Origin of the sequence: Pantoea sp. SOD02, from assembly GCF_024707505.1 — a bacterium.
GTDB lineage: Bacteria > Pseudomonadota > Gammaproteobacteria > Enterobacterales > Enterobacteriaceae > Pantoea > Pantoea symbiotica.
In genome coordinates, this window is sequence record NZ_CP102604.1 from 860223 (window position 1) to 885433 (window position 25211).

Here is a 25211-nt window from a genome sequence, read left to right on the forward strand (position 1 = left end):
GGAAATATGAAGGGACAAAGCCGTCTCGACCAGATTATGGACTATCTGAAGAGCCATAATTTGGTCACTGTTGAACAACTGGTGAGCGCTATTTCTGCCTCGCCAGCGACGATCCGCCGCGATCTGATCAAGCTGGATAAAGAGGGCGTTATTAGCCGCAGCCACGGCGGCGTCACGCTGAATCGCTTTATCCCTAATCAGCCGACCACGCTGGAGAAGATGCAGCGCAACCTCGCCGAGAAGCAGGCCATCGCGCAGTTTGCTGCCAGCTACGTGCAATCGGGTGATGCAGTGGTATTGGATGCCGGTACGACCATGCTGGAGCTGGCGCGCCAGCTGACGCACCTCAAGCTGCGCGTGATCACCGCCGATCTGCACATCGCGCTGTTTCTTTCCGAGTTTAAGCAAATCGAAACCACCATTATCGGTGGACGCATTGATGATTCCAGCCAGTCATGTATTGGTGAACATGGCCGTCGCCTGCTGCGCAGCATCAACCCTGATATCGCGTTTGTCAGCTGCAACTCGTGGAGCATCGAACGCGGGATTACCACGCCAACCGAAGATAAAGCCGGATTGAAGATGGATCTGCTGGCCAATGCACGCCGCCGTGTTCTGCTGGCTGACAGCAGCAAGTACGGTTCATGGTCGCTGTATTGCGCCGCGCCGATTGATAGCCTGACCGATGTGGTGACGGATGCGCGTCTGGATGAAGCGGTATGCCGCGACCTGCGCGAGCGTGGATTGGGTTTGCAGTTAACCTAATGGCTCCCTCTCCCGTGGGAGAAGGCCGGGGTGTGGGCATCAGCCCGCACCCAATCTGACTACTTAACGTAAGCCAGCAAACTCAGCGAATCGCGCGCCAGCGACTTACACTTCTTGTCGTTGGTGATGGCGATGCCGCTCAAATCCTTGTAGCTCTCTTCGCCCAGCGACTTCATGTTGTAATTGCTGTAGTTGCTTAAATCCCAACGGTTTTGTTGGGCGAAAAACACCAGCGCTTTACGAATCTGTGCGTCCGGCAAATCCTGATAGCCACAATCGTTCTTGAGATAAACGAACACAGCGGTGAGGTCGGCCAGATCTTCTGCTTCGGATTCGCTCAGGGCAAAACTGGTGGAGGAGAAGCCAAGGAGTCCCGCCAGCAGCAGGATCTTGATGCTTTTCGTCATAATGATTCTCAACAAGGGACAATTTATTGACGTTAGCACAGTTATTGCCGGTATTCCGCTAAATTTGCCCTTTCGGGCCATTCCCACCATTTTTATCAGCGCATTCTGTTTCAGGGCTTGACCCTCCCGCAGGGTAAAGGTTTACGCTGTGCCCTTATTCACGACAAGGATAAGAATATGCAACGTCGTCATTTTCTAAAGTTGACTGCCGCACTCAGCGCCGCCGGTGCGCTGCCGCTGTGGAGCCGCTCACTAATGGCCGCCACGCGCCCATTATTGCCGATTCCCTCTATTTTGCAGCCTGATGCACGCGGGCAATACAACTTAACCGCGATGACCGGCAACAGCCAATGGAATGGCAAAGCGGTGCCAACCTGGGGATACAACGGTGGATTGCTCGGGCCCGCGCTGCGTCTGCAACGCGAAAAAGCGGTTACGGTGAATATCCATAACCAGCTGCCAGAAGCCACCACCTTGCACTGGCATGGTCTGGAAATTCCCGGCGATGTCGATGGCGGCCCGCAGGGGATTATTGCGCCCGGTGCAACGCGTCAGGTGAGTTTCACGCCCGACCAACCCGCCGCGACCTGCTGGTTCCATCCACATCAACACGGTAAAACCGGTTATCAGGTGGCGCAAGGTCTGGCCGGTTTGGTGTTGCTGGAGGATGAAGCCTCCGGCAAGCTGCGTCTGCCGATGCAGTGGGGCGAAGACGATGTGCCGCTGATTTTCCAGGATAAGCAGTTAAATAAAGCGGGAACGCAAATCGATTATCAGCTCGATATCATGCGTGCCGCCGTCGGCTGGTTCGGCGATATGATGCTGACCAACGGCGTGCAATATCCGCAGCATGCGGTGCCGCGCGGCTGGCTGCGCCTGCGTTTACTCAACGGCTGTAACGCGCGTTCGCTGCATATCGCCACCAGCGATCAACGTCCGCTGTATGTGATCGGCAGCGACGGCGGTTTGCTGGCCGAACCGGTGAAAGTGGAGAGCTTGCCGCTGCTACCGGGCGAGCGTTTTGAAGTGCTGGTGGATACCTCAGATGGCAAAGCCTTTGACGTGGTGACGCTGCCGGTCACGCAAATGGGCATGACGCTGGCGCCGTTCGATCAACCGCTGCCGCTGGTCAATATTTTGCCGCTGCGCGTGCTGGCTAGCGGCACATTGCCGGACAAGCTGGTGGATCTACCGCCGATTCCTGCCACCGAAGGTCTGCAAAGCCGCTGGCTGCAGCTGATGATGGATCCGCAGCTTGATCAGCAAGGCATGCAGGCGTTGATGGATCGCTACGGCGATAAAGCCATGGGCGATATGAAAATGGATCATGGCAATATGGATATGAGTCACAGCGCTAAGCCGATGGATCATGGCGACATGGCGATGGATCACGGCAGCCACATTAAAACCGCCGCCTATGATTTCCACAACGGCAACAAGATCAACGGCCAGGCGTTCAACATGACCAAACCAATGTTCAATGTTGAGTTGGGCAAGCTGGAGAAGTGGACGATTTCCGGGGAAGGCGATCAAATGCTGCATCCGTTCCACATTCACGGTACGCAGTTCCGCATCCTGTCAGAAAACGGCAAGCCGCCTGCGCCGCATCGCGCCGGCTGGAAGGACATGGTCAGCGTTAACGGCTGGCGCAGCGAAGTGCTGGTGCGCTTCAACTATGTCGCTAACGCCGACAATGCCTACATGGCGCATTGTCATCTGCTGGAACATGAAGATACCGGCATGATGCTCGGTTTTAGCGTCAGTTAACCGAGGCTTCCAGCGCCAGGCGCATATCCTCAATTAAGTCGTCAGGATGTTCGATACCAATCGACAGGCGCACGGTCGCATCGGTGATGCCAATGCGTTGCCGAACATCCTGCGGCACGCCCGAATGAGTGGTGCTGGCAGGATGGCTGGCGAGCGATTCGGTGCCGCCGAGGCTCACCGCCAGCTTGAACAGTCCCAGCGTATTGAGGAAACGGAACGCCGCCGCTTGCCCGCCACGAATATCAAATGAGAAGGTTGAGCCGGCACCGCTGCACTGGCGCTGATACGTTTTGCCCGCCGGACTTTCAGCCGCCAGATACGGCAGCCAATGCAGTTTTTCCACCTGCGGATGATCGCGCAAAAACGCCGCCACTTTTTCGGCATTGCTGGTGGCTTTCTCCATGCGCAGCGACAGCGTTTCCAGCGAGCGACCAATCATCCAGCTAGAGTGCGGATCCAGCTGCGTGCCGATGGCGCTGCGCAGCGAACGTACTTTGCCGACCAGCGCTTTACTCCCCAGCACCGCACCGGCAATCAGATCCGAATGGCCGCCGACATATTTAGTCAGTGAGTAGAGCGACAAATCCGCACCGTGCTGCAACGGACGTTGAAATAGCGGGCCGAGCAACGTGTTATCGCAGGCGAGAATCGGCCGTGAACCTTGCTGCTGCGCAATCACATCCGCCACCTGCTGCATCAACTGAATATCCACCAAACTGTTGGTCGGATTGGCGGGCGTCTCAATCAGAATCAGCGCCACGCGTCCGCGCTGCCACGCCAGTTTCGCCGCTTCATGCACCTTATCTTCGTCGGTGCCATCGCTGAATCCCACCGCTTTTATCTCCAAATCATGCAGTGTTTTACTCAGCAACGTTTCGGTGCCGCCATACAGCGGTTGGGAATGCAGAATCACTTCACCCGGACGCGCAAACGTCAGCAGCGTGGTGGCAATCGCCGACATACCGGAAGAGAACAGCGCCGCGCTTTCCGCGCCTTCGTACACCGCCAGACGATCCTCAACAATTTCGCTGTTGGGATGGTTGAAACGCGAATAGACCAGCCCGCCACTTTTGCCTTCTGGCGGCTGCTTGCGTCCGGCGACGAAATCGAAAAAGTCCTGTCCCTCTTCGGCGCTGTTAAACACAAAGGTGGAGGTGAGAAATACCGGTGGTTTCACCGCGCCCTCCGATAACTGCGGATCGTAACCGTAATTCAGCATCTGCGTTTCCGGGTGCAACTCGCGCGTACCAATCTTGGTTTTTTTACTGGATGAAGCGGTCATAGGAACTCCAGAACTCGGCGGTGAAAGGGCGGACAGGTTCCTACAGTTAACGCCAGTGCGATAAATTTCGCCACGGAATCGTTTGCGTTCTGTGCGCGGCGTTAGACGCTGGCTCGACTATGATAGACTCCGTGGCTTTCCAAAAACCGTAACTGGACGCATGCAATGAAACATACCGTCGACGTGATGATCTCCGAGCAAGAGATCGCAACCCGAATTGCCGAACTGGGCAAGCAGATTAACGAGCACTACCGCGACAGCGGCAGCGAAATGGTGCTGGTGGGTTTGCTGCGCGGCTCCTTTATGTTTATGGCCGATCTGTGCCGCGCCATCGACGTGCCGCATGAAGTCGACTTTATGACTGCGTCAAGCTACGGCAGCGGCATGTCGAGCAGCCGCGATGTGAAAATCCTCAAAGATCTCGATGAAGATATTCGTGGCAAGGACGTGCTGATCGTGGAAGACATCATCGATTCCGGCAATACGTTGAGCAAAGTGCGTGAGATCCTGCGCCTGCGCGAGCCAAAGTCACTGGCGATTTGTACTTTGCTGGATAAACCCGAGCGCCGCGAAGTGGATGTCACCGTCGAATACGTGGGCTTCACCATTCCCGATGAGTTCGTGGTGGGCTTTGGTATCGATTACGCCCAGCGCTATCGCCATCTGCCGTATATTGGCAAAGTTATCCCGACCGGTGAATAACCGCACAATCGTCCAAGGCTAATCTCCCCCGCCTGCGATACACTGCGCAGCCCGTGAGTCAACGACTTATGGGCTGGCTTCACTCTCTGCTAAACTCCATTGATTTCTTAATGTTAATGACCGCGACATCGTTCGTGCGCATTATCATTTTCATAGGCCTTTGATGTCTCTACAACAAGGTATGGATTCGCAATGACATATGCACTGGAAATTTCCGGGCTGACCAAAACCTATCCCGGCGGCGTACAGGCGCTGAAAGGACTCGATCTCAACGTGGAAGCGGGCGACTTTTACGCCTTGCTGGGGCCAAACGGCGCCGGAAAATCCACCACCATCGGTATTATCAGCTCGTTAGTGAATAAAACCGGCGGCAGCGTGCGCGTGTTTGGCTATGACCTGCAAAAAGACGTGGTCAACGCCAAGCGCCAGCTCGGGCTGGTGCCGCAGGAGTTCAACTTCAACCCGTTTGAGACCGTGATGCAGATTGTGGTTAATCAGGCCGGTTACTACGGCGTTGAACGCGCCGAAGCTAACAAGCGCGCGGAAAAATACCTCAATCAACTCGATCTGTGGGGCAAACGCAACGAACGTGCGCGCATGCTCTCGGGTGGTATGAAACGTCGCCTGATGATCGCGCGTGCGCTGATGCATGAGCCGAAGCTACTGATCCTCGACGAACCGACTGCGGGCGTGGATATCGAACTGCGCCGTTCGATGTGGAGCTTCCTGAAAGAGCTGAATATCAAAGGCACCACCATCATCCTCACCACGCACTATCTGGAAGAGGCGGAAATGCTGTGCCGCAATATCGGTATTATTCAGAGCGGCGAGCTGGTGGAGAACACCTCGATGAAAGGGCTGCTCTCTAAGCTGCAATCCGAAACCTTCATTCTCGATTTAGCACCGCGCAGCCCGCTGCCGCAGCTGGAGGGCTTCCAGTATCGTCTGGTTGATACCTCTACGCTGGAAGTGGAAGTGATGCGCGAGCAAGGTCTCAACAGCGTGTTCAGCCAGCTGAGCGCGCAGGGCGTGCAGGTGCTGAGCATGCGCAATAAAGCTAACCGCCTTGAGGAGCTGTTCGTCAGCCTGACACAGGGAAAAACAGGAGTGAAAGCATGACGCACTTGTATTGGGTGGCGCTCAAGAGCATCTGGAGCAAAGAGATCAATCGCTTCGCCCGCATCTGGATTCAGACGCTGGTGCCGCCGGTGATCACCATGACGCTCTATTTCATCATCTTCGGCAACCTGATTGGTTCACGCATCGGCGATATGCACGGTTTCAGCTACATGCAGTTTATCGTGCCGGGGCTGATCATGATGGCGGTGATCACCAACGCTTACGCTAACGTGGCGTCATCATTCTTCAGCGCCAAGTTCCAGCGCAACATTGAAGAGCTGCTGGTGGCGCCGGTGCCAACGCATATCATCATCGCCGGTTATGTCGGCGGCGGCGTGGCGCGCGGCGTGTGCGTGGGAATTTTGGTGACCGCGATTTCGCTGTTCTTCGTGCCGTTCCACGTGCATTCGTGGTCGATGGTGGCGGTGACGCTGCTGCTGACGGCGATTCTGTTCTCGCTGGCGGGCCTGCTGAATGCGGTATTCGCGCGCACCTTTGACGATATCAGCCTGATTCCGACCTTCGTGCTGACGCCGTTAACCTATCTCGGCGGCGTGTTCTACTCGCTGACGTTGCTGCCACCGTTCTGGCAAGCGGTGTCGAAGCTGAATCCGGTGGTGTATATGATCAGCGGCTTCCGTTACGGTTTCCTTGGTATTAGCGATGTGCCGTTGGTGTTTACCCTGTCGGTGTTGATCGCCTTTATCGTGGTGTTTTATGCGCTGGTGTATTCGCTGATTCAGCGTGGGCGCGGGTTGCGTACGTAGGTTTTAGAGTGATATTCAAGAAGGTCGCCATGAATGGCGACCCTACAACAAGGGCGGGATTTAATCCCGCCCTTGTTGTATCAGGCGACCTGAACCGGCAGCGCCTTGGCGAGGCGCTTCATTTCGTTATCGCCTTCAAAGTAGGCGACTTTCGGCTGCCAGCTGCGCGCGACTTCATCTTCGACCTGCACGTAAGAGCAGATGATCATGATATCGCCAGCGCAGGCGCAGCGCGCGGCGGCACCGTTGACTGAGATGATCTTCGAGCCACGTTCAGCGGAAATTGCGTAGGTGGAAAAACGCTGGCCGTTGGTGACGTTGTAGATGTCGATGGCTTCATATTGCAGAATGCCGGAGGCGTCGAGGAAATCCTGGTCAATGGCGCAGGAACCTTCGTAATGCAAATCTGCCTGAGTGACTTTAACGCGATGCAGTTTGCCTTGAAGTACGGTGCGAATCATAACTGTCTAACCTTGTTAAGCTGCCAATAAACGACGGAAAACTACTCCGTCAGATCCACTTGCTGATTATCAATCAGACGCGCATTGCCGAGCCATGCGGCCATCAGAATCACCGCGCGCTGGCTGTCTACGTTGAGCGCTTGTAAGGTTTCGGCATCGCAAATCGCCAGTCCGTCCGGACGAAAACCCTTCTCACGCAACGCCACTTCCGCGTGCTCGATAATCTCTTCGACATGCCGCTCGCCGTTGCTCAGACGTTCGGCCATGCTGTTCATCACCTGGCTGAGACCGGCGGCGATGTTACGCTCGTCGGCGGTGAGATAGCCATTGCGCGAACTCAGCGCCAGGCCATCTTTCGCGCGCACCGTTGGTACGCCGACAATCTCGATATCGAAGCCCATATCCGCCACCATCTTGCGGATGATCGCCAGCTGCTGGAAATCCTTCTCGCCAAAGCAGGCGATGTCAGGCTGCACCAGATTAAACAGTTTGCTGACGATGGTGGAGACGCCACGGAAATGTCCTGGACGGCTGGCACCTTCCAGCAGCGATGATAAACCCGGCACTTCAACGAAGGTTTGGCTATCAAGGCCTTTTGGATAGACATCAGCCGGCGCGGGTGCGAACACCAGATCTACGCTATGACGATTCAGCTTCTCGCAATCGTCCTGCAGCGTGCGCGGATAGCGCGCCAGATCGTCGGGACGATCAAACTGCATCGGGTTAACGAAAATCGAGACCACCACAACGTCGGCGCGCTCACGCGCTTCATCGACCAACGTCAGATGACCGTCGTGCAGGTTGCCCATGGTGGGCACCAGCGCGATACGTTTGCCTGCCTGACGCCAGCGACGAATTTCACGACGCAGCATCGGCAGTGTTTCAATGATCAGCACTGCAAATCTCCTGATTTACTGGAAACTGTGTTCAGCGGCTGGATAGAGGCCCGCTTCAACGTCGGCGATATATTGGCGAATCGCCGCACGAATGTCGCCGGTTTCAGCGAGGAAATTTTTGGCAAATTTGGGAATATGGCCGCCGGTAATGCCAAAGGCGTCGTGCATCACCAGAATCTGGCCGTCAGTGACGTTGCCCGCGCCGATGCCGATCACCGGCACCGACAACGCTTTGGTGACGCGTTCCGCCAGCGCCACCGGTACGCACTCCAGCACCAGCAGCTGCATGCCGGCGGCTTCCAGCGCCAGCGCATCGGCCAGCAGACGTTCAGCGGCGGCTTCATCGCGGCCCTGCACTTTATAGCCACCGAAGATGTTCACCGACTGCGGCGTCAGGCCCAGATGGCCGCACACCGGCACGGCGCGCTCGGTCAGCATACGCAAGGTTTCCGCCAGCCACTCGCCGCCTTCCAGCTTCACCATATTGGCGCCCGCGCGCATCAGCTGTGCGGCGTTAGTGAACGTCTGTTCCGGCGTGGCGTAACTCATAAACGGCAGATCGGCCATCAGCAGCGCCAGCGGCGCGCCACGGCGCACGGCGGCGGTGTGATAGGCGATATCGTCCACGGTGACCGGCAAGGTCGATTCATGTCCCTGCACGGTCATGCCGAGCGAATCACCAATCAGCATCACCTGAATGCCTTCATCGGCAAACAGGCGGGCAAAACTGAAGTCGTACGCCGTCAGCGTGGCAAATTTGCGGCCGCTGGTTTTGAGTTGGCGTAAATGGGAGAGGGTTGTTGGTTTCATCACACGCTCCAGAGTTTTCTGATGCGCGCAGTGTACTACGGCTTACTCAGACCACAAACGGATAGCGCTGCGATCCAGCGTGGCAAGAATGGCAGATAAAGCTTGCCCGTTCGGCAGCGACAATTGCGGGGCAATCTCCAGAAGCGGCACCAGCATAAAAGCGCGATTGTGCATGTCGTAGTGCGGCACGGTCAGACGCGGCGTGTGAATGGTTTCGTTGCCAAACAGCATGATATCGAGATCCAGCGTGCGCGGTCCCCAGCGTTCGGCTTTGCGCACGCGACCGTGCTCCAGCTCAATGCGCTGGGTGTGATCAAGCAGCGCGTCGGCTTCAAGCGTAGTTTCCAGCTCCACCACCGCATTAAGGTAATCGGGCTGATCCGGCGGACCGTACGGAGGTGTGCGATACAGCGATGAGGTGGCGATGCGCGAAGTATGCGGAATGGCGTCTAGCGCGGCCAACGCTGCATCAACCTGATGCAGCGGATCGGCCAGATTACTGCCTAAAGCGAGATAAACGCGGGTCATTGCGGGCTGTTAGTGCGAGGCCCGGTTGGACGGCGACGCGGACGGCGCGGTTTGCGGCGCGGTGCCGGATCGTCGCCCAGCGTGGTCATCATGGTTTTCTGCTGCACCGGAGCCGCCGCCTGGAACTCGCCCCACCAATGCGTCAGCTTTTGCAGCTCAGGATTGTTTTCCACGTCGGCACGCAGCGCCATCAAATCGTAAGCGGCACGGAATTTAGGATGCTCCATCAGCTTCCACGCACGCTTGCCGTGACGGCGCGACATGCGCAGCTGCAGCTGCCAGATATCACGAATCAGCGTAGTGATACGCTTTGGAATCGCCAGCGCGCGGCAGGCTTCATCCAGGGTTTCGTTCATCGACAAGGCGAATGCATCGTAATAGGTCAGGCCGCTTTCCTGCGCAATGCGTTCGGCGGATTCCAGCTGCGGATACCAGAACATCGCGGCAAACAGGAAGGCCGGATTGACGCGCATATCATTCTGAATGCGGGTGTCAGTATTTTTCAGTACCTGCGCCACCATACGTTCCATCAGGCTGTCGCTTTCGGCGGTGAAACCACGCGTCAGCGTAGGGAACAGCGGCTGGAACAGCTGATATTCACGCATCATCTGATAGGTGCGGTAACCGTAACCTGCCTGCAGCAGCTTGAGCGACTCTTCAAACATACGCGCTGGCGGAATGTCATTCAGCAGCGTCGCCAGACGCGGGATCGGCTCGGCAGTTTCTGCCGCGATACGCATCTGCAGCTTGGCGGCGAAGCGCACCACGCGCAGCATGCGCACCGGATCTTCGCGATAGCGGGTTTCCGGATCGCCAATCATGCGAATGATGCCTTCGTGCAGATCGTGCAAGCCACCGACGTAGTCACGTACGGTGAAATCGGCCACGCTGTAATAGAGGCTGTTGATGGTGAGATCGCGCCGCTGGGCATCGTCTTCAATGCTGCCAAAAATGTTGTCACGCAGCAGCATGCCGTTTTGGCCGCGCTGCGAGCTGTTGCGATCTTCTTCGCTCTCTTCATGATGATGACCACGGAAGGTGGCGACTTCGATCACTTCAGGACCGAACATCACATGCGCCAGACGAAAACGACGACCCACCAAACGGCAGTTGCGGAACAGCTTACGCATCTGTTCAGGCGTGGCGTTGGTGGTGATATCAAAGTCTTTCGGCTTACTGCCGAGTAACAAATCGCGCACGCCGCCGCCCACCAGGTAGGCTTCGAATCCGGCTTTGTTCAGGCGATAGAGCACTTTGAGGGCGTTTTCGCTGATATCTTTGCGTGAGATGTTGTGGCTTTCTCGTGGAATGACAGTCATCTGACCAGGACTTTCAGCTTCCACCTCTTCAGGCGCCTCCTCATCACGCTTGAGGACTCTCCGGCAAAAATTAGCGACTCGGGTAAAAATGGGACACCTCGACAGTGAGAAAAAGGGTGTTAATAAAATCAGCGGCTAATCATAGCCTGTTGAGAACCATTTAGGAATGGTGATGTCGTTTCATCCTCTTTAAGACCGTTCTGCAACGGAATCAGACGGATATTCCACTGCGCCACCGCCTGTTTCAACAGGCTTTCCAGCGATTCATCCTGCCAGCCTGGCGAAACAGGCTGACCAAGAAAGCGCAACGCTTGCACCAACAACGGGCGCGCATCACCATCGGGCAGCGCGGGCGCATGATTCTGCTTGGAAAGCTTATTGCCATCACGATTGACCGCCAGCGGCAAATGCAGGTAATCCGGCACTGGCCAGGCAAACTGCTGATACAAGGCAATCTGGCGTACCGTTGGCTCAATCAAATCCGCGCCGCGCACAATTTCCGTCACGCCCTGAAAATGGTCATCGACCACCACCGCGAGGTTGTAGGCAAAAAGCCCATCACGGCGATGGATAATAAAATCTTCCTGCGCCAGCTGCGGTTCCGCCTGCAAATGGCCGCGCAGGCGATCGTCAAAGCCGTTAACCGGCGCATGTTGACGCAGGCGCAGCGCGGCGTTGTCAGGCGGCAGCTGCAAATCGCGGCAGTGACCATCATAAAAGCCGCCCAGCTGCTGGATGCGGCTGCGCGTGCAGGTGCAGAAGTAACTTTGTCGATGCGTTTGCAGCCAGCTCAGCGCGGCGCGATAGGCGTCGTGGCGCTGTGACTGCCACAAAACCTCGCCATCCCAATGCAGACCATAATGTTCCAGCTGCTGCAAAATACGCGTTGCGGCACCGGGAACTTCACGTGGGGGATCGATATCTTCGATGCGCACCAACCAGCGTCCCTGTTGCGCGCGCGCGCTCAGGTAACTGCCTAATGCAGCAATCAGCGAACCAAAATGGAGGTCACCCGAAGGAGAGGGAGCGAAACGCCCAATGCAGAGTGAAGGATTCATAACGAAGTGTACCGCACGTCGGGAAAACAGGGATTTTCCCGGCTGTGCGGTAGCAATTTGCTCACGGCCATTAGCCAGCCATCTGCTTCTCGCGGATTTCTGCCAGCGTTTTGCAGTCAATGCAGAGATCGGCAGTCGGACGCGCTTCAAGGCGGCGAATACCAATTTCTACACCGCAGGAGTCGCAGTAACCGAAATCGTCGTCATCCACTTTCTTGAGCGTTTTCTCAATCTTTTTAATGAGTTTGCGCTCACGATCGCGGTTACGCAATTCCAGGCTGAACTCTTCTTCCTGCGCAGCACGGTCGACCGGATCCGGGAAGTTTGCAGCTTCGTCCTGCATGTGTGACACAGTGCGATCTACTTCATCCCGAAGTTGGTTGCGCCAGGCTTCCAGAATTTTACGGAAATGGCCTAGCTGGGCGTCGTTCATATACTCTTCGCCCGGTTTCACCTGATAAGGCTCAACTCCAGCGATGGCGAGGATACTCAGGGACGATGTTTTACGGTTTTGCCCTTCTTGCATGTTGTTTCTCCTGGATAACACGCACTTCCCTAAATACGTCAAGTTGCATGTGCGTTAACTGTGTGCCTACAACCCGAACGATTTAGGGCTTATCGATTCCCATAAAGGGAAAAAAACAGGCCGCTATAAATAGCAGAAGCAATCAAGGTTGGCAATTATTCCTGACCACTACTTGACAAGCCTCTGAACAATCGCGTATTCAGCGCCTCGCCCAGAACATTCCTATCACACCAAATTGCTATAAATATTACAACGCTACGTTAATCGGATGCGTCAGTAATATCTTTAACGGTGAGATTTGAGCTTGATACGCTAAAACTTCCACACCACAACGCTGCGCCTGTTCCAGTAGTTCTGCGTAGTGCACGTCGATATGGCGTGCCGGGGAAACGTCCTCAATCCCCGTATGCAAAACTGCGAACAACAAAACGGCTCGATGACCTTCTGCCACGATAGTGCTCAATTCGCGCAGATGTTTCTGTCCACGAGCCGTCACCGCATCCGGAAAATAGCCTTTACCTGCTTGTAAAAGGGTGACGGACTTGACTTCAATATAGCAGTTCGATCGGCCATCCGCTTGCAGCAGGAAATCAATTCGGCTTTTTTCCGTGCCGTATTTCACTTCAGGCTGGCAGCGGCTGTAAGCGGATAATTCCGGAATGTTATCGAGCGTCAGCGCCTCGCGCACTAGCTGATTAGCGCGCAGCGTATTGACGCAGATCCAGTGGCCTTGTTGGGTCTCGGTGAGTTCCCAGCTGTGCGGATATTTTCGCGTGTCACTGTTGGATGTCGAGTACCACACGGTATCGCCTGGCGTGGCGCAGCCGGTCATCGCGCCGGTATTGGCGCAGTGAATGGTCAGCGTTTCACCTTCTGGCGTAACCACATCGGCTAAAAAGCGTTTGTAACGGGCGATCAAGCGGGCGGGTTTGAGTGGCGGATCGAACTCCATTTACTCTCCTGTGGATGATAGTAGCGGCCAGCGGGCCAGCGCCTGATAACGCGTGCGGCCGCGCGTGACGTTCGAAGCGAACAGCGCAAAATGGCGGATATTGGCGCGCCAGTGAAAGCCGCGCGGCGGTAGCGCGATCTGTGGCGCCACGTGGCGCAACAGCGTGACGTGTGGATGAAACGGCTGCGGGCTCTGCGCGCAGCCATGACGCGCCGCTTGCGCACGCAGCAAGCTGGCGAGCTGCAGTAATCCGCGCGGCGCACGCTGGCAGCCGAGCCACACCACGCCGGGACGCGGCCAGTGACCGGCGTCATCCAAATCAAGGGCAAAACCGGGTTGTTCGATGCGTGAGGCCAGCAGTTGCAGCTTACGTGAGGTCTCATCGCTGACCTCGCCAAGAAACGCCAGCGTCAGGTGCAGGTTGGCCGCCGCCACCGGTTTCCCGGCTTCGGCAGCAAAATTATCCGCGCGCCACTGTACCAGCTGTTGCTGGAGCGGAGCGGGCAGTTCAAGAGCAAAAAACAGACGTTGCGTTGCCAGGTTGGCCTCCGGTAATCCGCGTCTCAGAGTGCTACAATGCGCGCCATCTTAGCACAGGCATTTTGGGAGTTGAGTTTGAGTGAGTTACCGGTAAGCGAGGTGCTGCCTACGTTGCTGGCCGCGCTGGCGCAGTCGCCGCAGGTTTTGCTGGCGGCGCCGACCGGCGCAGGGAAATCGACCTGGCTGCCGTTACAGCTGCTAAAACACGCCCAATTGCCCGGCCGCATCATCATGCTGGAGCCGCGTCGGCTGGCGGCGCGCAACGTGGCGCAGCGCCTGGCGGAACTGCTTGGCGAGCAGCCGGGCGGCACCGTTGGCTATCGCATGCGCGGTGAAAACTGCTGCGGTGCCAACACGCACCTCGAAGTGGTCACCGAAGGCATTTTGACGCGCATGCTACAGCGCGATCCGATGCTGGAAGGTGTTTCGCTGGTGATCCTCGATGAATTCCACGAACGTAGCTTGCAGGCCGACCTCGCGTTGGCGCTGCTGCTCGATGTGCAGCAAGGATTGCGCGACGATCTGAAAATCCTGCTGATGTCGGCAACGCTCGACAATCAGCGTTTGCGTCAGCTGCTGCCGGATGCGCCTTTTGTCGTCTCGGAAGGCCGCAGCTTCCCGGTCACGCGCCGCTATGCTTCGCTCAACAGCCAGCAACGATTTGAAGAAGCGGTGGCACGCGAGGTGGCGCAACTGCTGCGTGACGAATCAGGATCGCTGCTGCTGTTCCTGCCGGGCGTAGCGGAGATCGAGCGGGTGAAGCGCGAGCTGGAAGCGCGGGTCAATGACGAGGTTGATCTCTCTCCTTTATATGGCGCGCTGTCGCTGGAGGCGCAACGCCGCGCCATCCTGCCGTCTCCAGCGGGGCGACGCAAAGTGGTGCTGGCGACCAACATCGCCGAAACCAGCTTGACCATCGAAGGCATCCGCTTAGTGGTCGATAGCGCGCTGGAGCGCTCAGCGCAGTTTGACGTGCGCAGCGGCGTGACGCGGCTGCAAACGCAGCGCATCAGCCAGGCATCGATGACGCAGCGTGCCGGTCGCGCCGGGCGATTAGAACCGGGCATCTGCCTGCATTTACTGCCGCAAGAGCAGGCGCTGCGAGCTGCGGCGCAGAGCGAACCGGAAATTCTCCATAGCGATTTGACCTCGCTGCAGATCGATATGCTGCAATGGGGATGTCAGGATGCGACGCAGCTTACCTGGCTTGACGCGCCGCCGCCGCGCAACTTGCGAGCGGCGTGCGAGCGGTTAACTCAGCTAGGCGCGCTGGAGAATCACCAGCTCAATGCGCGCGGTCGAAAAATGGCCGCGCTGGGCAGCGATCCGCGCCTGAGCGCGATTCTGGTGGCCGCCGGGCAAAACAACGATGCCATCGCCAGCGCTGCGCTGTTGGTGGCGATTCTGGAAGATCCTCCACGCAGTGGCAGCGTTGATCTGCGTGATGCGCTCAATCATCCGCAGTCGCACTGGCAGCGCCGTGCGCGTCAGTGGCAGAAACGCCTCAACGCCAGCGGCGGCACCATTAATCCTGATCTGTTCCCGCAGCTATTAGCCACCGGTTTTGCCGATCGTCTGGCGCAGCGTCGTGGCGATAGCGCGCGTTATCAGCTGGCGAACGGCATTGGCGCGATGCTCAACGAGCAGGATGGTTTGAGCCGCTATGAATGGCTAATCGCGCCGACGCTGCTGCAGGGCGCCAGCGCCGCCGATGCGCGCATGTTGCTGGCGCTGCCGGTGGATATCGACGCGCTACGCCGCGCATGTCCAACCTTAGTTGAGCAGCGCACCGACGTGGAGTGGGACGAGGAGAAAGGCACCTTGCGCGCGTGGAAACGCGAACTCATCGGCGCGCTGGTCCTGAAAGCACAGCCGCAGGCGCGTCCGGAAGCCGAAATATTGCATCCGGCGATGCTGCGCTGGATCCGCGAAAAAGGATTGTCGGTGCTGGGCTGGAAAGAAGACGCTGAGCAGCTACGCTTGCGGGTGCATTGTGCCACGCAGTGGTTGCCGGAAGAGGCGTGGCCGCCGCTGGACGATGAGAGCCTGCTCGAAACGCTCGAAAGCTGGCTGCTGCCGGAGATGAGCACGGTGCGCGATCTGAAAGGATTGCAGAGCATCAATCTTGTCAGCGCATTATTACATTTGCTGACATGGTCACAACGTCAGCGGCTGGATACTGTGCTGCCAACTCATTACACTGTGCCGACCGGAAGCCGCCTGCCGATCCGCTACGATGCAGAGAAGCCACCCGCGTTGGCGGTGCGGATTCAGGAGATGTTTGGCGAAGCACAGAATCCGGCGGTGGCCGATGGCCGTGTACCGCTGGTGTTAGAGCTGCTTTCGCCCGCGCACCGTCCATTGCAGATCACTCGCGACCTCGCGGCGTTCTGGCGCGGTGCCTATCCCGAAGTGCAGAAAGAGATGAAAGGGCGCTATCCAAAGCATCCGTGGCCGGACGATCCGGCCAACGCCTTACCCACAAGGCGGACCAAGAAATTTTCATCGTGAAACGCTGTGGATCGAATTCAGAGGGTTCTGCCATGCGTAGCACGAGAAAGCAGTTAGAGTAACGGCCGCCGCCGTAGCAATACCTGGAGAATAAAAGCATGTCTGGGAACGATCGCGAACCTATTGGGCGCAAAGGAAAAGCGCCAAAGCCGCCGCGCAGCACTGCGCGTCGGGGTCGCCGCAGGGAACTTGATGATGATATCGATCAGGACGATTTTGATGAAGAAGATGAGGAGAGTGGACCGGTGCCACCAAAAAGTAAAAAACGTCCGCCACGCGGCAAACGTCGCTGGTTAGGCTGGTTGATTAAACTCTTCCTGGTCTTTGTGGTTGTGATGGCTGCCTGGGGCGTCTATCTCGACTCGGAAATCCGTAGCCGCATCGACGGTAAAGTGTGGCAACTGCCGGCCGCCGTTTATGGCCGCATGGTAAGCCTTGAACCGGGCATGCCTTACGACAAAAAAGAGATGATTGCACTGCTGGAAGGCACGCAGTATCGCGAAGTGTCGCGCATCACCCGTCCGGGCGAGTTTAGCGTCAAAGGCAACACCATTGACCTGCTGCGTCGTCCGTTTGATTTCCCGGACAGCAAAGAAGGGCAGATCAACGCGCGCCTGACGTTTAGCAACGATGAGCTGAGCGAGATTAAAAACCTTGATACCGGCCGCGATTTTGGCTTCTTCCGCCTCGATCCGCGCCTGATCACCATGTTGCAGTCGCCGAACGGTGAACAGCGCCTGTTCGTGCCGCGCGCCGGTTTTCCGGATCTGCTGGTCAGCACCTTGATCGCCACGGAAGACCGCCACTTCTACGAGCACGACGGCATTAGCCCGTACTCGATTGGTCGTGCGTTCCTCGCCAACATCACCGCCGGTAAAGCGGTGCAGGGCGGCAGTACGCTGACGCAGCAGCTGGTGAAAAACCTGTTCCTCACCAACGAGCGTTCGCTGTGGCGTAAAGCGCGTGAAGCCTATATGGCGGTGATCATGGATGCGCGTTACAGCAAAGATCGCATCCTCGAGCTGTATCTCAACGAGGTGTATCTCGGCCAGACTGGTAACGATCAGATCCGCGGCTTCCCGCTGGCGAGCTTGTACTACTTCGGTCGTCCGGTGGATGAGCTGAGCCTCGATCAGCAGGCGATGCTGGTCGGCATGGTGAAAGGGGCGTCGCTGTACAATCCGTGGCGTAACCCGAAACTGGCGCTGGAGCGACGTAACCTGGTGCTGCGTTTGTTGCAGCAGCAGAACGTCATCGATCAGGAACTGTATGACATGCTGTCGGCGCGTCCGCTGGGCGTGCAGCCGAAAGGCGGGGTGATCACGCCACAGCCGGCGTTTATGCAGATGGTGCGTAACGAGCTGCAGGCTAAGCTCGGCGACAAAATGAAAGATCTCTCCGGCGTGAAGATTTTCACCACGCTGGATGCGATCTCGCAGGACGCTGCAGAGAAAGCGGTGGTTGAAGGCATTCCGACGCTGAAAAAACAGCGTGGCCTGAAAGATCTGGAAACCGCGATGGTGGTGGTTGACCGCTTCAGCGGTGAAGTGCGCGCCATGGTTGGCGGTGCCGATCCGCAGTTTGCGGGTTACAACCGCGCATTGCAGGCGCGTCGTTCGATTGGCTCGCTGGCAAAACCGGCGACCTATCTCACCGCGCTGAGCCAGCCGAACAGCTATCGCCTCAACAGCTGGATCGCCGATGAGCCGATTGCGCTGAAACAGCCGAACGGCACCATCTGGAAACCGATGAATGACGATCGTCGTTTCAGCGGCAAAGTGATGCTGGTGGATGCGCTGACCAACTCAATGAACGTGCCAACCGTCAACCTCGGTATGACGCTGGGACTGGATGCGGTGGTTGATACCTGGAACAAACTCGGTGTGCCGAAAGATCAGCTGCATCCGGTTCCATCCATGCTGCTGGGCGCACTGAACCTGACGCCGATTGAAGTGGCGCAGGCGTTCCAGTCGATTGCCAGCGGCGGTAACCGCGCTGAGCTGTCGGCGGTGCGTTCGGTGATTGCGGAAGATGGCACGGTGCTGTATCAGAGCTATCCGCAGGCGCAGCGCGTTGAACCAGCGCAGGCCGCGTATCTGACGCTCTACACCATGCAGCAGGTCGCCGATCACGGTACCGCGCGTGCGCTGGGTGCGCGTTATCCTAAAGCGCATCTGGCGGGCAAAACCGGTACCACCAATGACCTGATCGACAGCTGGTTCGCCGGTGTCGATGGCAAAGAAGTGGCGATTACCTGGGTTGGTCGTGATAACAACCAAACCTCGAAACTGTACGGTGCCAGCGGTGCGATGCAGCTTTATCGTCGCTATCTCGACAACCAGGCGCCGATGCCGTTGGTGTTGACGCCGCCGGAAGATATCACGCAGATGAACGTCGATTCCGCCGGTAACTTCGTTTGCGGTAGCGGCAGCAGCACATGGCGTTCGCTGCCGGTGTGGTCGCTGGATCCAAACGCGCTGTGTCAGCAGCAGCAACAGCAGGTTCAGCAACAGCAGCAGCAGTTGCAGCAGCAACAAGAGCAGCAACAGCAGCAGCAACAACAACAGCAGCAGCCACAGAATGAGCAGAAAGATTCTGACGGCGTCGCGGGTTGGATAAAGGATATGTTCGGCAGCAAGTAAGTTGCTGGAAATACAAAGGGCGCTACGGCGCCCTTTTTCATGCCTGCATTTTAGTTAAGCGCGATCATGGATATACGCGATCTGGGCGCAAACGCCCCGCGAACAGCCATTAATCGTTGCGATTACGACGCTATTTCGCCTAAAATCCGTGCGTCATAATAATCATTCTCGTTTGTATTCACCTGCATCGACTTTTTTCGAGAGACCTCATTTATGAATACGCGAAACACCAATCCTTGTTTTTTCCGCCCGCGTTCGCTGGCTTGGCTTATTTCACTGACTCTGGGTACGTTCAGCGTGCAGGCGTTGGCAGAAGATACCGTGGTTGTCAGCGCCGATGGCGGCAGCGGCGTGGCGCAAGAGAATGCATGGGGCCCGTCGCCAACCATCGCGGCCAAACGCAGCGCCACCGGCACCAAAACCGATACACCAATCGAGAAGAACCCGCAGTCAATCTCTGTGGTCACGCAGGAAGAGATGGCGATGAAAAACGTCACCAGCGTGAAAGAGGCTTTCAACTATACGCCTGGCGTATTGACCGGCAACCGCGGTAGCTCGAATGTCATTGATGCGCTTTCTATTCGCGGCTTCAGCGAAACCAACACCAACCAATATCTTGATGGCCTGAAACTGCAGGGCGATAACTACTCTGAGTTTGCTATCGATCCCTATTTCCTCGAGCGCGCTGAGCTGCTGCGCGGTCCGGTTTCGGTGCTGTACGGCAAGAGCAATCCGGGCGGCGTCGTTTCGCTGGTGAGTAAGCGTCCGACGCAAGAGACGCTGCGTGAAGTGCAGTTCCAGATGGGCACTAATAATCAGTTCTCCACCGGTTTCGACTTCGGCGGCTCGCTGGATGATGACGGCGTTTACAGCTATCGCCTGACCGGCCTCGCGCGCAGCGCCGATGCGCAGCAGGAGATGAACAAAGAGAAGCGCTACACCATTGCGCCATCGTTCAGCTGGCGTCCGGATGAGAACACGCGTTTTGATCTGCTGACCTACTTCCAGAACGAACCAGAAACCGGCTATTACGGCTGGTTGCCGCGTCAGGGCACCGTGGTGGGCATCACGCGTCCTGACGGCAGCAGCTACAAATTGCCGACCAACTTTGATGAAGGCGAAGACAGCAACAAGATTTCGCGCAACACCAAGATGGTGGGCTACAACTTCGAGCACAGCTTTAACGATACCTGGACGGTGCGACAGAATCTGCGCTATGCGGATTTGAGAACGGATTATCGCAGTATTTACGGTAATGGCTTTAACTCAGAAACGCAGCAAATCACGCGTGGTTCAGCAGTTTCTGATGAAAAGCTCAATCAGTTTGCCGTTGATAACCAGGCGCAGGCTAAATTTGCGACGGGGCAGGTTGATCACACACTGTTGCTGGGTGTCGATTTCCAGCGCACTCGCAATGATATTAATGCGCAATTTGGTACCGCATCACCGCTGAATGCTGTTAATCCGCAATATGGCGATGACAGCGTGACGCCGTTTGCGACGCCTTATCAGCACCTCAATAAGCAACGCCAAACCGGTTTATACGCACAGGATCAGATGGAGTGGAATCGTTGGGTGTTAACCCTCGGTGGTCGCTACGATTACGCGATGAACTCGGTATACGATCGCGTGGCCGATAGCGTTGATCGCCAGAACGATCAGGCTTTCACCTGGCGTGGCGGTCTGAACTATGTGTTTGATAACGGTATCGCGCCTTACTTCAGCTACAGCGAAGCCTTTATCCCGAATGCGGGTGCGACTTTTGGCGGTGAAGCCTTCGATCCTTCACGCGCTAAGCAATATGAAGCCGGTGTGAAATACGTTCCTAAAGATCGTCCGGTGGTACTGACGGCTGCGGTATATCAGCTGACCAAAACCAAAAACCTGACGGCCGATCCGGATACGGTTAACCATCCATTTGCCAGCATTCAGAGCGGTGAAATCCGTTCACGTGGCGTTGAGCTGGAAGCTAAAGCGGCGCTGAATGCCAACATCAACATGACCGCGTCTTATACCTACACTGATGCGGAATATACCGAAGACACCAATCTGAAAGGTAAAACGCCTAATCAGGTGCCGAAGCATATGGCATCACTGTGGGGCGATTATACCTTCCATGAAACTGCGCTTTCAGGCGTGACGCTGGGTGCAGGTGTACGTTATGTCGGCGAAAGCAAAGGTATTTACAGCGCCAATGACGCAGCGAACGAGAACCAAAACTTCGACGTAGCCGGTTACACCACGGTTGATGCCGCGCTGAAATACGATCTCGCACGCTTTGGCATGCCGGGATCAAGCATCGGCGTTAACGTCAATAACCTGTTCGATCGTGAATACGTCGCCAGCTGCTACCGCGATTACGCCTGTTACTGGGGCGCTGAGCGCCAGATCGTCGGTACTGCGACTTTCCGTTTCTAATCGTGTTACGTAGGTCGCCATCAATGGCGACCCTACAGATTAACCAGGGATTATCATGCAGCATCCGCACCACGCAGAAACCACCTTCAGGCTGGATAACGTCAGTTTTCGTGTGCCTGGCCGCACGCTGCTTCATCCGCTGTCGCTAACATTTGCACCGGGTAAAGTCACCGCGTTGATTGGTCATAACGGTTCCGGCAAATCCACGCTGTTGAAAATGCTTGGTCGTCACCATGCGGCGAGTGAAGGGCGCGTATTGCTGAATGAAGACGCGGTAGATAACTGGGGCAGCAAAGATTTTGCGCGCCAGGTAGCGTATCTGCCGCAGCAACTGCCAGCGGCGGAAGGCATGACGGTGCGAGAGCTGGTGGCGATTGGCCGCTATCCGTGGCACGGCGCGCTGGGCCGTTATGGTCAGGAAGATCGCGATCGGGTGGACGAAGCAATTACGCTGGTGGGATTAAAACCTTTTGCCGGTCGTCTGGTGGATAGCCTTTCCGGCGGCGAGCGCCAGCGTGCCTGGCTGGCGATGCTGGTAGCGCAGAATAGTCGCTGCCTGCTGCTGGATGAACCGACGTCGGCGCTGGATATCGCCCATCAGGTTGATGTGCTGGCACTGATTCAGCGTCTCAGCCGCGAACGTGGGCTGACGGTGATTGCGGTGCTACACGATCTCAACATGGCGGCGCGCTATTGCGATCGTTTGGTGGCGCTGCGCGGTGGCGAAGTGATTGCCGAAGGCGGCCCCGAGGTGATCATGCAGGCCGATGTGCTGGGCAACATTTACGGTATTCCGATGGGCATTTTGCCGCATCCGCTGGGCGGCGCGCCCGTCAGTTTCGTTTATTAAGGCCTCGCCATGTTCGACATTTCTCGCCGCCGCCTGCTGACGGCGCTGGCGCTTTCCCCGTTGATGTCCGTGTTGCCGCTGCGTGCCGCTGTACCGGATGCGCAGCGCATTGTGGCGCTGGAATGGCTGCCGGTGGAACTGCTGATGGCGCTCGGCGTGAGGCCACTCGGCGTGGCCGACATGCACAACTACAACATTTGGGTCGGCGATCCGCAGCTGCCGTCCGGCGTTATCGATCTCGGTCTGCGCACCGAACCCAATCTGGAGCTGATGACGCAGCTCGAACCTTCGCTCATTCTGCACTCCAATGGTTACGGCCCGGCGCTGGATAAGCTGCAGCGCATCGCGCCAACCATGGGTTTTGACCTTAATAGCGGCGACGGCAAACCGCTCAGCACCGCGCGTCACTCGCTGCAGGCGCTCGGCGCGCGTCTTGGCCGTGAAGCGCAGGCCGTGCAGCATCTGCAGTATGTGGATGAGCAGCTGGCGGCGGCGCGTGAACGCCTCAAACCGTGGGCCGATCGTCCGGTGCTGCTGATGTCGCTGATGGACAGCCGCCATGCGATTACCTTCGGCAAAAACAGCCTGTTCCTCGAGGTGATGGAGATCCTCGGCTTGAGCAACGCGTGGCAGGGCGAAACCAACTTCTGGGGCAGCGCGGTGGTTGGGCTGGAGCGGCTGGCGGAAGTGGGCGATGTGCAGGTGATCTGCTTCGATCACGATAACGATCGCGATATGCAGCAAGTGATGGCTACCGCTCTGTGGCAGGCGCTGCCGTTTGTGCGCGCGCAGCGTTTCCAGCGCGTGCCGGCGGTCTGGTATTACGGCGCAACCTATTCGGCGCTGAAATTTGTCCGCGTGCTGGAACACGCGCTGGAGTCGCACTGATGCGCAATCGTCTCTTTCCCGTCGCGCTGCTGAGTGCGGTCTTTCTGCTGGCGCTGGCCTTAACCTTGATCAATCTGCGCCAGGCGCTGCCGAGCGAGCAGTGGTTACAGGCGTTTTTCGCGCCTGACATCAACAATATTCAGCAAGTGGTGTTTCATCACAGTTTGCTGTCGCGACTGGCGCTGTCGCTGCTGGTTGGCGCGGGCCTTGGCCTCGCTGGTTTGCTGTTTCAACAGGTGCTGCGCAATCCGCTGGCGGAACCCACCACGCTGGGCGTGTCGTCGGGCGCTCAGCTGGGGATTACCGTCGCGACCTTATGGCATTTGCCGGGCGGCGAGCTCACGCAGCAGTTTGCGGCGATGGGCGGCGCGGTGCTGGTCGGCATTCTGGTATTCGGCGTTGCCTGGGGCAAACGTCTGTCGCCAGTAACGCTGATCCTGGCTGGGCTGGTATTGAGTTTGTACGCCGGTTCAGTGAATCAAATCTTCGCTATCTTCAATCACGATCAGCTGCAAAACATGTTCCTGTGGAGCACCGGCGCACTCAACCAGCTGGATGGACACAACGTGGCCCAGCTGTGGCCGCGTCTGCTGCTGGCGTTTGTGGTGGCGCTGGCGCTGCTGCGCCCGCTGACGTTGATGGGGCTCGATGATGGCGTAGCGAAAAATCTTGGTCTGGCGCTGTCGGCGGCGCGTATTGCCGCGCTGGCGCTGGCGATTTTGCTTAGCGCGCAGTTGGTCAATGTCGCGGGGATCATCGGCTTTATCGGCCTGTTTGCGCCGCTGCTTGCGAAGATGCTCGGCGGACGTCGCCTGATCAGTCGCATGATGCTGGCCCCGTTGATCGGTGCGCTGCTGCTGTGGCTGGCCGATCAGTGCGTGTTGTGGCTTACCGGCCACTGGCGCGAAGTCTCTACCGGCACGGCGACCGCGCTGATCGGCGTGCCGATTCTGCTGTGGCTGTTGCCGCGCTTGCGTACCGGATCGGTGCCGCCGGCGCTTAATCAGGGCGATAGCGTGCCGGCTGAGCGGCAGAACGTCTTGCGCTGGTGTCTGATTGGATTACTGGTTCTGGGCATATTCAGCTGGGTTGGCATTACCTTTGGTCGCGATGCGCACGGCTTTACGTGGGTGGGCGGCGATATGCTGCAGCAGCTGCTGCCGTGGCGCGCACCGCGCGTATTGGCCGCGCTGATTGTCGGCATGATGCTCGGCGTGGCAGGTGCGCTGATCCAGCGTCTCACCGGCAATCCGATGGCGAGCCCGGAAGTGCTGGGCATTAGCTCGGGTGCGGCGTGTGGCGTGGTGGTGATGATGTTCTTTGTGCCGGGCGATGCGGTGGCGTGGCTGTTGCCTGCCGGTGCGCTGGGCGCAGCATTGACGTTGATGATTATTATGCTGGTGGCGAGTCGCGGCGGCTTCTCGCCGGAACGTATGTTGCTGGCGGGTATGGCGCTCAACAGCGCGTTCGTCACTATTTTGATGGTGCTACTGGCCAGCGGCGATCCGCGCATGGGCGGCTTGCTGAGCTGGATTTCCGGTTCAACCTACAACATCAATATGCAGCAGGCGGTGCAAAGCGCGGTGGTGGGTTTGGTGCTGATTGCGCTGGCGCCGTTGGCGAGTCGCTGGTTAACGCTGTTGCCGCTCGGCAGCGCCACCGCGCGTTCGGCGGGTATGGCGTTGACCACTTCTCGCCTTAGCTTGCTGTTGCTGGCGGCGGCATTGACCGCCACGGCAACCTTAACCATCGGGCCGCTGAGTTTTATCGGGCTGATGGCACCGCATATCGTGCGTATGCTTGGGTTCCGCCGTGCGTTACCGCAGGTGTTGATGGCCGGTTTGTTGGGCGGCGGTTTGATGATTTTCGCCGACTGGTGCGGCAGGATGCTGGCGTTCCCGGATCAAATTCCAGCCGGGTTGATGGCGACCTTCTTTGGCGCGCCGTATTTTATCTGGTTGTTGCGGCGGGCTTAATGTTGGTCGCCATTAATGGCGACCCTA

22 protein-coding genes are annotated in these 25211 nt (G+C 57.5%); 11 read left to right on the forward strand and 11 right to left on the reverse strand.

Translation table 11 applies throughout. The annotated features are described in order from the left end of the window. The first annotated feature begins 6 nt into the window (after positions 1-6). Complete coding sequence (locus NR302_RS03865; RefSeq protein WP_008108534.1) at positions 7-765, forward strand: DeoR/GlpR family DNA-binding transcription regulator; 759 nt, start codon at positions 7-9, stop codon at positions 763-765. Between the two features lie 59 nt (positions 766-824). On the opposite strand, the gene NR302_RS03870 is transcribed toward NR302_RS03865, so the two are convergent. Then, entirely contained in the window at positions 825-1172 is a 348-nt protein-coding gene (locus tag NR302_RS03870) for a YacC family pilotin-like protein (protein ID WP_007888732.1), read from the reverse strand. Between the two features lie 177 nt (positions 1173-1349). Between NR302_RS03870 and cueO the strand changes: the two genes are divergently transcribed. Next, a complete protein-coding gene (gene cueO / locus NR302_RS03875; RefSeq protein WP_258144615.1) occupies positions 1350-2939 on the forward strand; it encodes a multicopper oxidase CueO in 1590 nt (529 codons plus the stop codon). Here the strand turns inward: cueO and NR302_RS03880 are convergent. Next, positions 2932-4221 (reverse strand): cystathionine gamma-synthase family protein, encoded by a 1290-nt coding sequence (locus tag NR302_RS03880; protein ID WP_258144616.1) that lies wholly within the window; start codon positions 4219-4221, stop codon positions 2932-2934. The two genes, cueO and NR302_RS03880, sit on opposite strands and share 8 nt — an antisense overlap. A 165-nt stretch (positions 4222-4386) precedes the next feature. On the opposite strand from NR302_RS03880, the gene hpt reads away from it, so the two are divergent. The 3 genes from hpt to NR302_RS03895 all read left to right on the forward strand — a co-directional run bounded on the left by hpt (position 4387) and on the right by NR302_RS03895 (position 6809). Continuing rightward, positions 4387-4923, forward strand: a complete 537-nt coding sequence (gene hpt / locus NR302_RS03885) for a hypoxanthine phosphoribosyltransferase (RefSeq protein WP_176970671.1) — start codon at positions 4387-4389, stop codon at positions 4921-4923. Positions 4924-5115: 192 nt separating this feature from the next. Beyond that, complete coding sequence (locus tag NR302_RS03890; protein ID WP_008108526.1) at positions 5116-6042, forward strand: ABC transporter ATP-binding protein; 927 nt, start codon at positions 5116-5118, stop codon at positions 6040-6042. Then, a complete protein-coding gene (locus tag NR302_RS03895) occupies positions 6039-6809 on the forward strand; it encodes an ABC transporter permease (RefSeq protein ID WP_258144617.1) in 771 nt (256 codons plus the stop codon). The genes NR302_RS03890 and NR302_RS03895 overlap by 4 nt, the downstream gene beginning before the upstream one ends. 80 nt (positions 6810-6889) lie before the next feature. Here NR302_RS03895 and panD read toward each other — a convergent pair whose 3' ends face one another. From panD to thpR, 9 genes are all read right to left on the reverse strand, one after another. Further along, the gene (gene panD, locus NR302_RS03900; protein ID WP_258144618.1) at positions 6890-7270 is read right to left on the reverse strand and encodes an aspartate 1-decarboxylase; all 381 of its coding nucleotides are present in this window, start codon (positions 7268-7270) and stop codon (positions 6890-6892) included. 41 nt (positions 7271-7311) lie between these two features. After that, positions 7312-8166: a pantoate--beta-alanine ligase gene (gene panC / locus NR302_RS03905; RefSeq protein ID WP_256695639.1), complete on the reverse strand. Its 855-nt coding sequence runs from the start codon at positions 8164-8166 to the stop codon at positions 7312-7314. A gap of 15 nt (positions 8167-8181) precedes the next feature. Further along, positions 8182-8976, reverse strand: coding sequence for a 3-methyl-2-oxobutanoate hydroxymethyltransferase (panB, locus tag NR302_RS03910; protein WP_258144619.1), 795 nt, complete (start codon positions 8974-8976; stop codon positions 8182-8184). Positions 8977-9018: 42 nt separating this feature from the next. Further along, positions 9019-9504 (reverse strand): 2-amino-4-hydroxy-6-hydroxymethyldihydropteridine diphosphokinase, encoded by a 486-nt coding sequence (gene folK, locus NR302_RS03915; protein ID WP_258144620.1) that lies wholly within the window; start codon positions 9502-9504, stop codon positions 9019-9021. Further along, on the reverse strand, positions 9501-10913 hold the full coding sequence (gene pcnB / locus NR302_RS03920; RefSeq protein WP_217646662.1) for a polynucleotide adenylyltransferase PcnB: 1413 nt from the start codon (positions 10911-10913) through the stop codon (positions 9501-9503). Before pcnB ends, folK begins: the two co-directional genes overlap by 4 nt. 38 nt (positions 10914-10951) lie before the next feature. Then, complete coding sequence (gene gluQRS, locus NR302_RS03925; RefSeq protein ID WP_258144621.1) at positions 10952-11881, reverse strand: tRNA glutamyl-Q(34) synthetase GluQRS; 930 nt, start codon at positions 11879-11881, stop codon at positions 10952-10954. A gap of 70 nt (positions 11882-11951) precedes the next feature. Next, complete coding sequence (gene dksA, locus NR302_RS03930) at positions 11952-12407, reverse strand: RNA polymerase-binding protein DksA (RefSeq protein WP_007888770.1); 456 nt, start codon at positions 12405-12407, stop codon at positions 11952-11954. 247 nt (positions 12408-12654) lie between these two features. Continuing rightward, positions 12655-13359: a DNA/RNA nuclease SfsA gene (gene sfsA / locus NR302_RS03935; protein ID WP_258144622.1), complete on the reverse strand. Its 705-nt coding sequence runs from the start codon at positions 13357-13359 to the stop codon at positions 12655-12657. Next, entirely contained in the window at positions 13360-13899 is a 540-nt protein-coding gene (thpR, locus tag NR302_RS03940; protein ID WP_258145152.1) for an RNA 2',3'-cyclic phosphodiesterase, read from the reverse strand. A gap of 36 nt (positions 13900-13935) precedes the next feature. On the opposite strand from thpR, the gene hrpB reads away from it, so the two are divergent. The 6 genes from hrpB to fhuB all read left to right on the forward strand — a co-directional run bounded on the left by hrpB (position 13936) and on the right by fhuB (position 25184). Next, positions 13936-16410, forward strand: coding sequence for an ATP-dependent helicase HrpB (hrpB, locus tag NR302_RS03945; protein ID WP_258144623.1), 2475 nt, complete (start codon positions 13936-13938; stop codon positions 16408-16410). A 98-nt stretch (positions 16411-16508) separates the two neighbouring features. Continuing rightward, on the forward strand, positions 16509-19052 hold the full coding sequence (mrcB, locus tag NR302_RS03950) for a bifunctional glycosyl transferase/transpeptidase (RefSeq protein WP_258144624.1): 2544 nt from the start codon (positions 16509-16511) through the stop codon (positions 19050-19052). 213 nt (positions 19053-19265) lie between these two features. Further along, a complete protein-coding gene (gene fhuA, locus NR302_RS03955) occupies positions 19266-21470 on the forward strand; it encodes a ferrichrome porin FhuA (RefSeq protein WP_258144625.1) in 2205 nt (734 codons plus the stop codon). A gap of 55 nt (positions 21471-21525) precedes the next feature. Beyond that, entirely contained in the window at positions 21526-22320 is a 795-nt protein-coding gene (fhuC, locus tag NR302_RS03960; protein WP_008108501.1) for a Fe3+-hydroxamate ABC transporter ATP-binding protein FhuC, read from the forward strand. Between the two features lie 9 nt (positions 22321-22329). Then, complete coding sequence (fhuD, locus tag NR302_RS03965) at positions 22330-23208, forward strand: Fe(3+)-hydroxamate ABC transporter substrate-binding protein FhuD (protein WP_258144626.1); 879 nt, start codon at positions 22330-22332, stop codon at positions 23206-23208. Continuing rightward, a complete protein-coding gene (gene fhuB / locus NR302_RS03970) occupies positions 23208-25184 on the forward strand; it encodes a Fe(3+)-hydroxamate ABC transporter permease FhuB (RefSeq protein WP_258144627.1) in 1977 nt (658 codons plus the stop codon). The genes fhuD and fhuB overlap by 1 nt, the downstream gene beginning before the upstream one ends. Positions 25185-25211: the final 27 nt, after the last annotated feature.

What these genes read in the sequence shown, in the direction of transcription:
- mrcB (WP_258144624.1), top strand. Translation starts at nt 16,509, where the DNA reads ATGTCTGGGAACGATCGCGAACCTATTGGGCGCAAAGGAAAAGCGCCA.
- panB (WP_258144619.1), bottom strand. Translation starts at nt 8,976, where the DNA reads ATGAAACCAACAACCCTCTCCCATTTACGCCAACTCAAAACCAGCGGC.
- NR302_RS03895 (WP_258144617.1), top strand. Translation starts at nt 6,039, where the DNA reads ATGACGCACTTGTATTGGGTGGCGCTCAAGAGCATCTGGAGCAAAGAG.
- NR302_RS03865 (WP_008108534.1), top strand. Translation starts at nt 7, where the DNA reads ATGAAGGGACAAAGCCGTCTCGACCAGATTATGGACTATCTGAAGAGC.
- fhuB (WP_258144627.1), top strand. Translation starts at nt 23,208, where the DNA reads ATGCGCAATCGTCTCTTTCCCGTCGCGCTGCTGAGTGCGGTCTTTCTG.
- cueO (WP_258144615.1), top strand. Translation starts at nt 1,350, where the DNA reads ATGCAACGTCGTCATTTTCTAAAGTTGACTGCCGCACTCAGCGCCGCC.
- fhuA (WP_258144625.1), top strand. Translation starts at nt 19,266, where the DNA reads ATGAATACGCGAAACACCAATCCTTGTTTTTTCCGCCCGCGTTCGCTG.
- folK (WP_258144620.1), bottom strand. Translation starts at nt 9,504, where the DNA reads ATGACCCGCGTTTATCTCGCTTTAGGCAGTAATCTGGCCGATCCGCTG.
- NR302_RS03880 (WP_258144616.1), bottom strand. Translation starts at nt 4,221, where the DNA reads ATGACCGCTTCATCCAGTAAAAAAACCAAGATTGGTACGCGCGAGTTG.
- fhuD (WP_258144626.1), top strand. Translation starts at nt 22,330, where the DNA reads ATGTTCGACATTTCTCGCCGCCGCCTGCTGACGGCGCTGGCGCTTTCC.
- hpt (WP_176970671.1), top strand. Translation starts at nt 4,387, where the DNA reads ATGAAACATACCGTCGACGTGATGATCTCCGAGCAAGAGATCGCAACC.
- sfsA (WP_258144622.1), bottom strand. Translation starts at nt 13,359, where the DNA reads ATGGAGTTCGATCCGCCACTCAAACCCGCCCGCTTGATCGCCCGTTAC.
- dksA (WP_007888770.1), bottom strand. Translation starts at nt 12,407, where the DNA reads ATGCAAGAAGGGCAAAACCGTAAAACATCGTCCCTGAGTATCCTCGCC.
- NR302_RS03890 (WP_008108526.1), top strand. Translation starts at nt 5,116, where the DNA reads ATGACATATGCACTGGAAATTTCCGGGCTGACCAAAACCTATCCCGGC.
- panD (WP_258144618.1), bottom strand. Translation starts at nt 7,270, where the DNA reads ATGATTCGCACCGTACTTCAAGGCAAACTGCATCGCGTTAAAGTCACT.
- gluQRS (WP_258144621.1), bottom strand. Translation starts at nt 11,881, where the DNA reads ATGAATCCTTCACTCTGCATTGGGCGTTTCGCTCCCTCTCCTTCGGGT.
- NR302_RS03870 (WP_007888732.1), bottom strand. Translation starts at nt 1,172, where the DNA reads ATGACGAAAAGCATCAAGATCCTGCTGCTGGCGGGACTCCTTGGCTTC.
- fhuC (WP_008108501.1), top strand. Translation starts at nt 21,526, where the DNA reads ATGCAGCATCCGCACCACGCAGAAACCACCTTCAGGCTGGATAACGTC.
- hrpB (WP_258144623.1), top strand. Translation starts at nt 13,936, where the DNA reads ATGCGCGCCATCTTAGCACAGGCATTTTGGGAGTTGAGTTTGAGTGAG.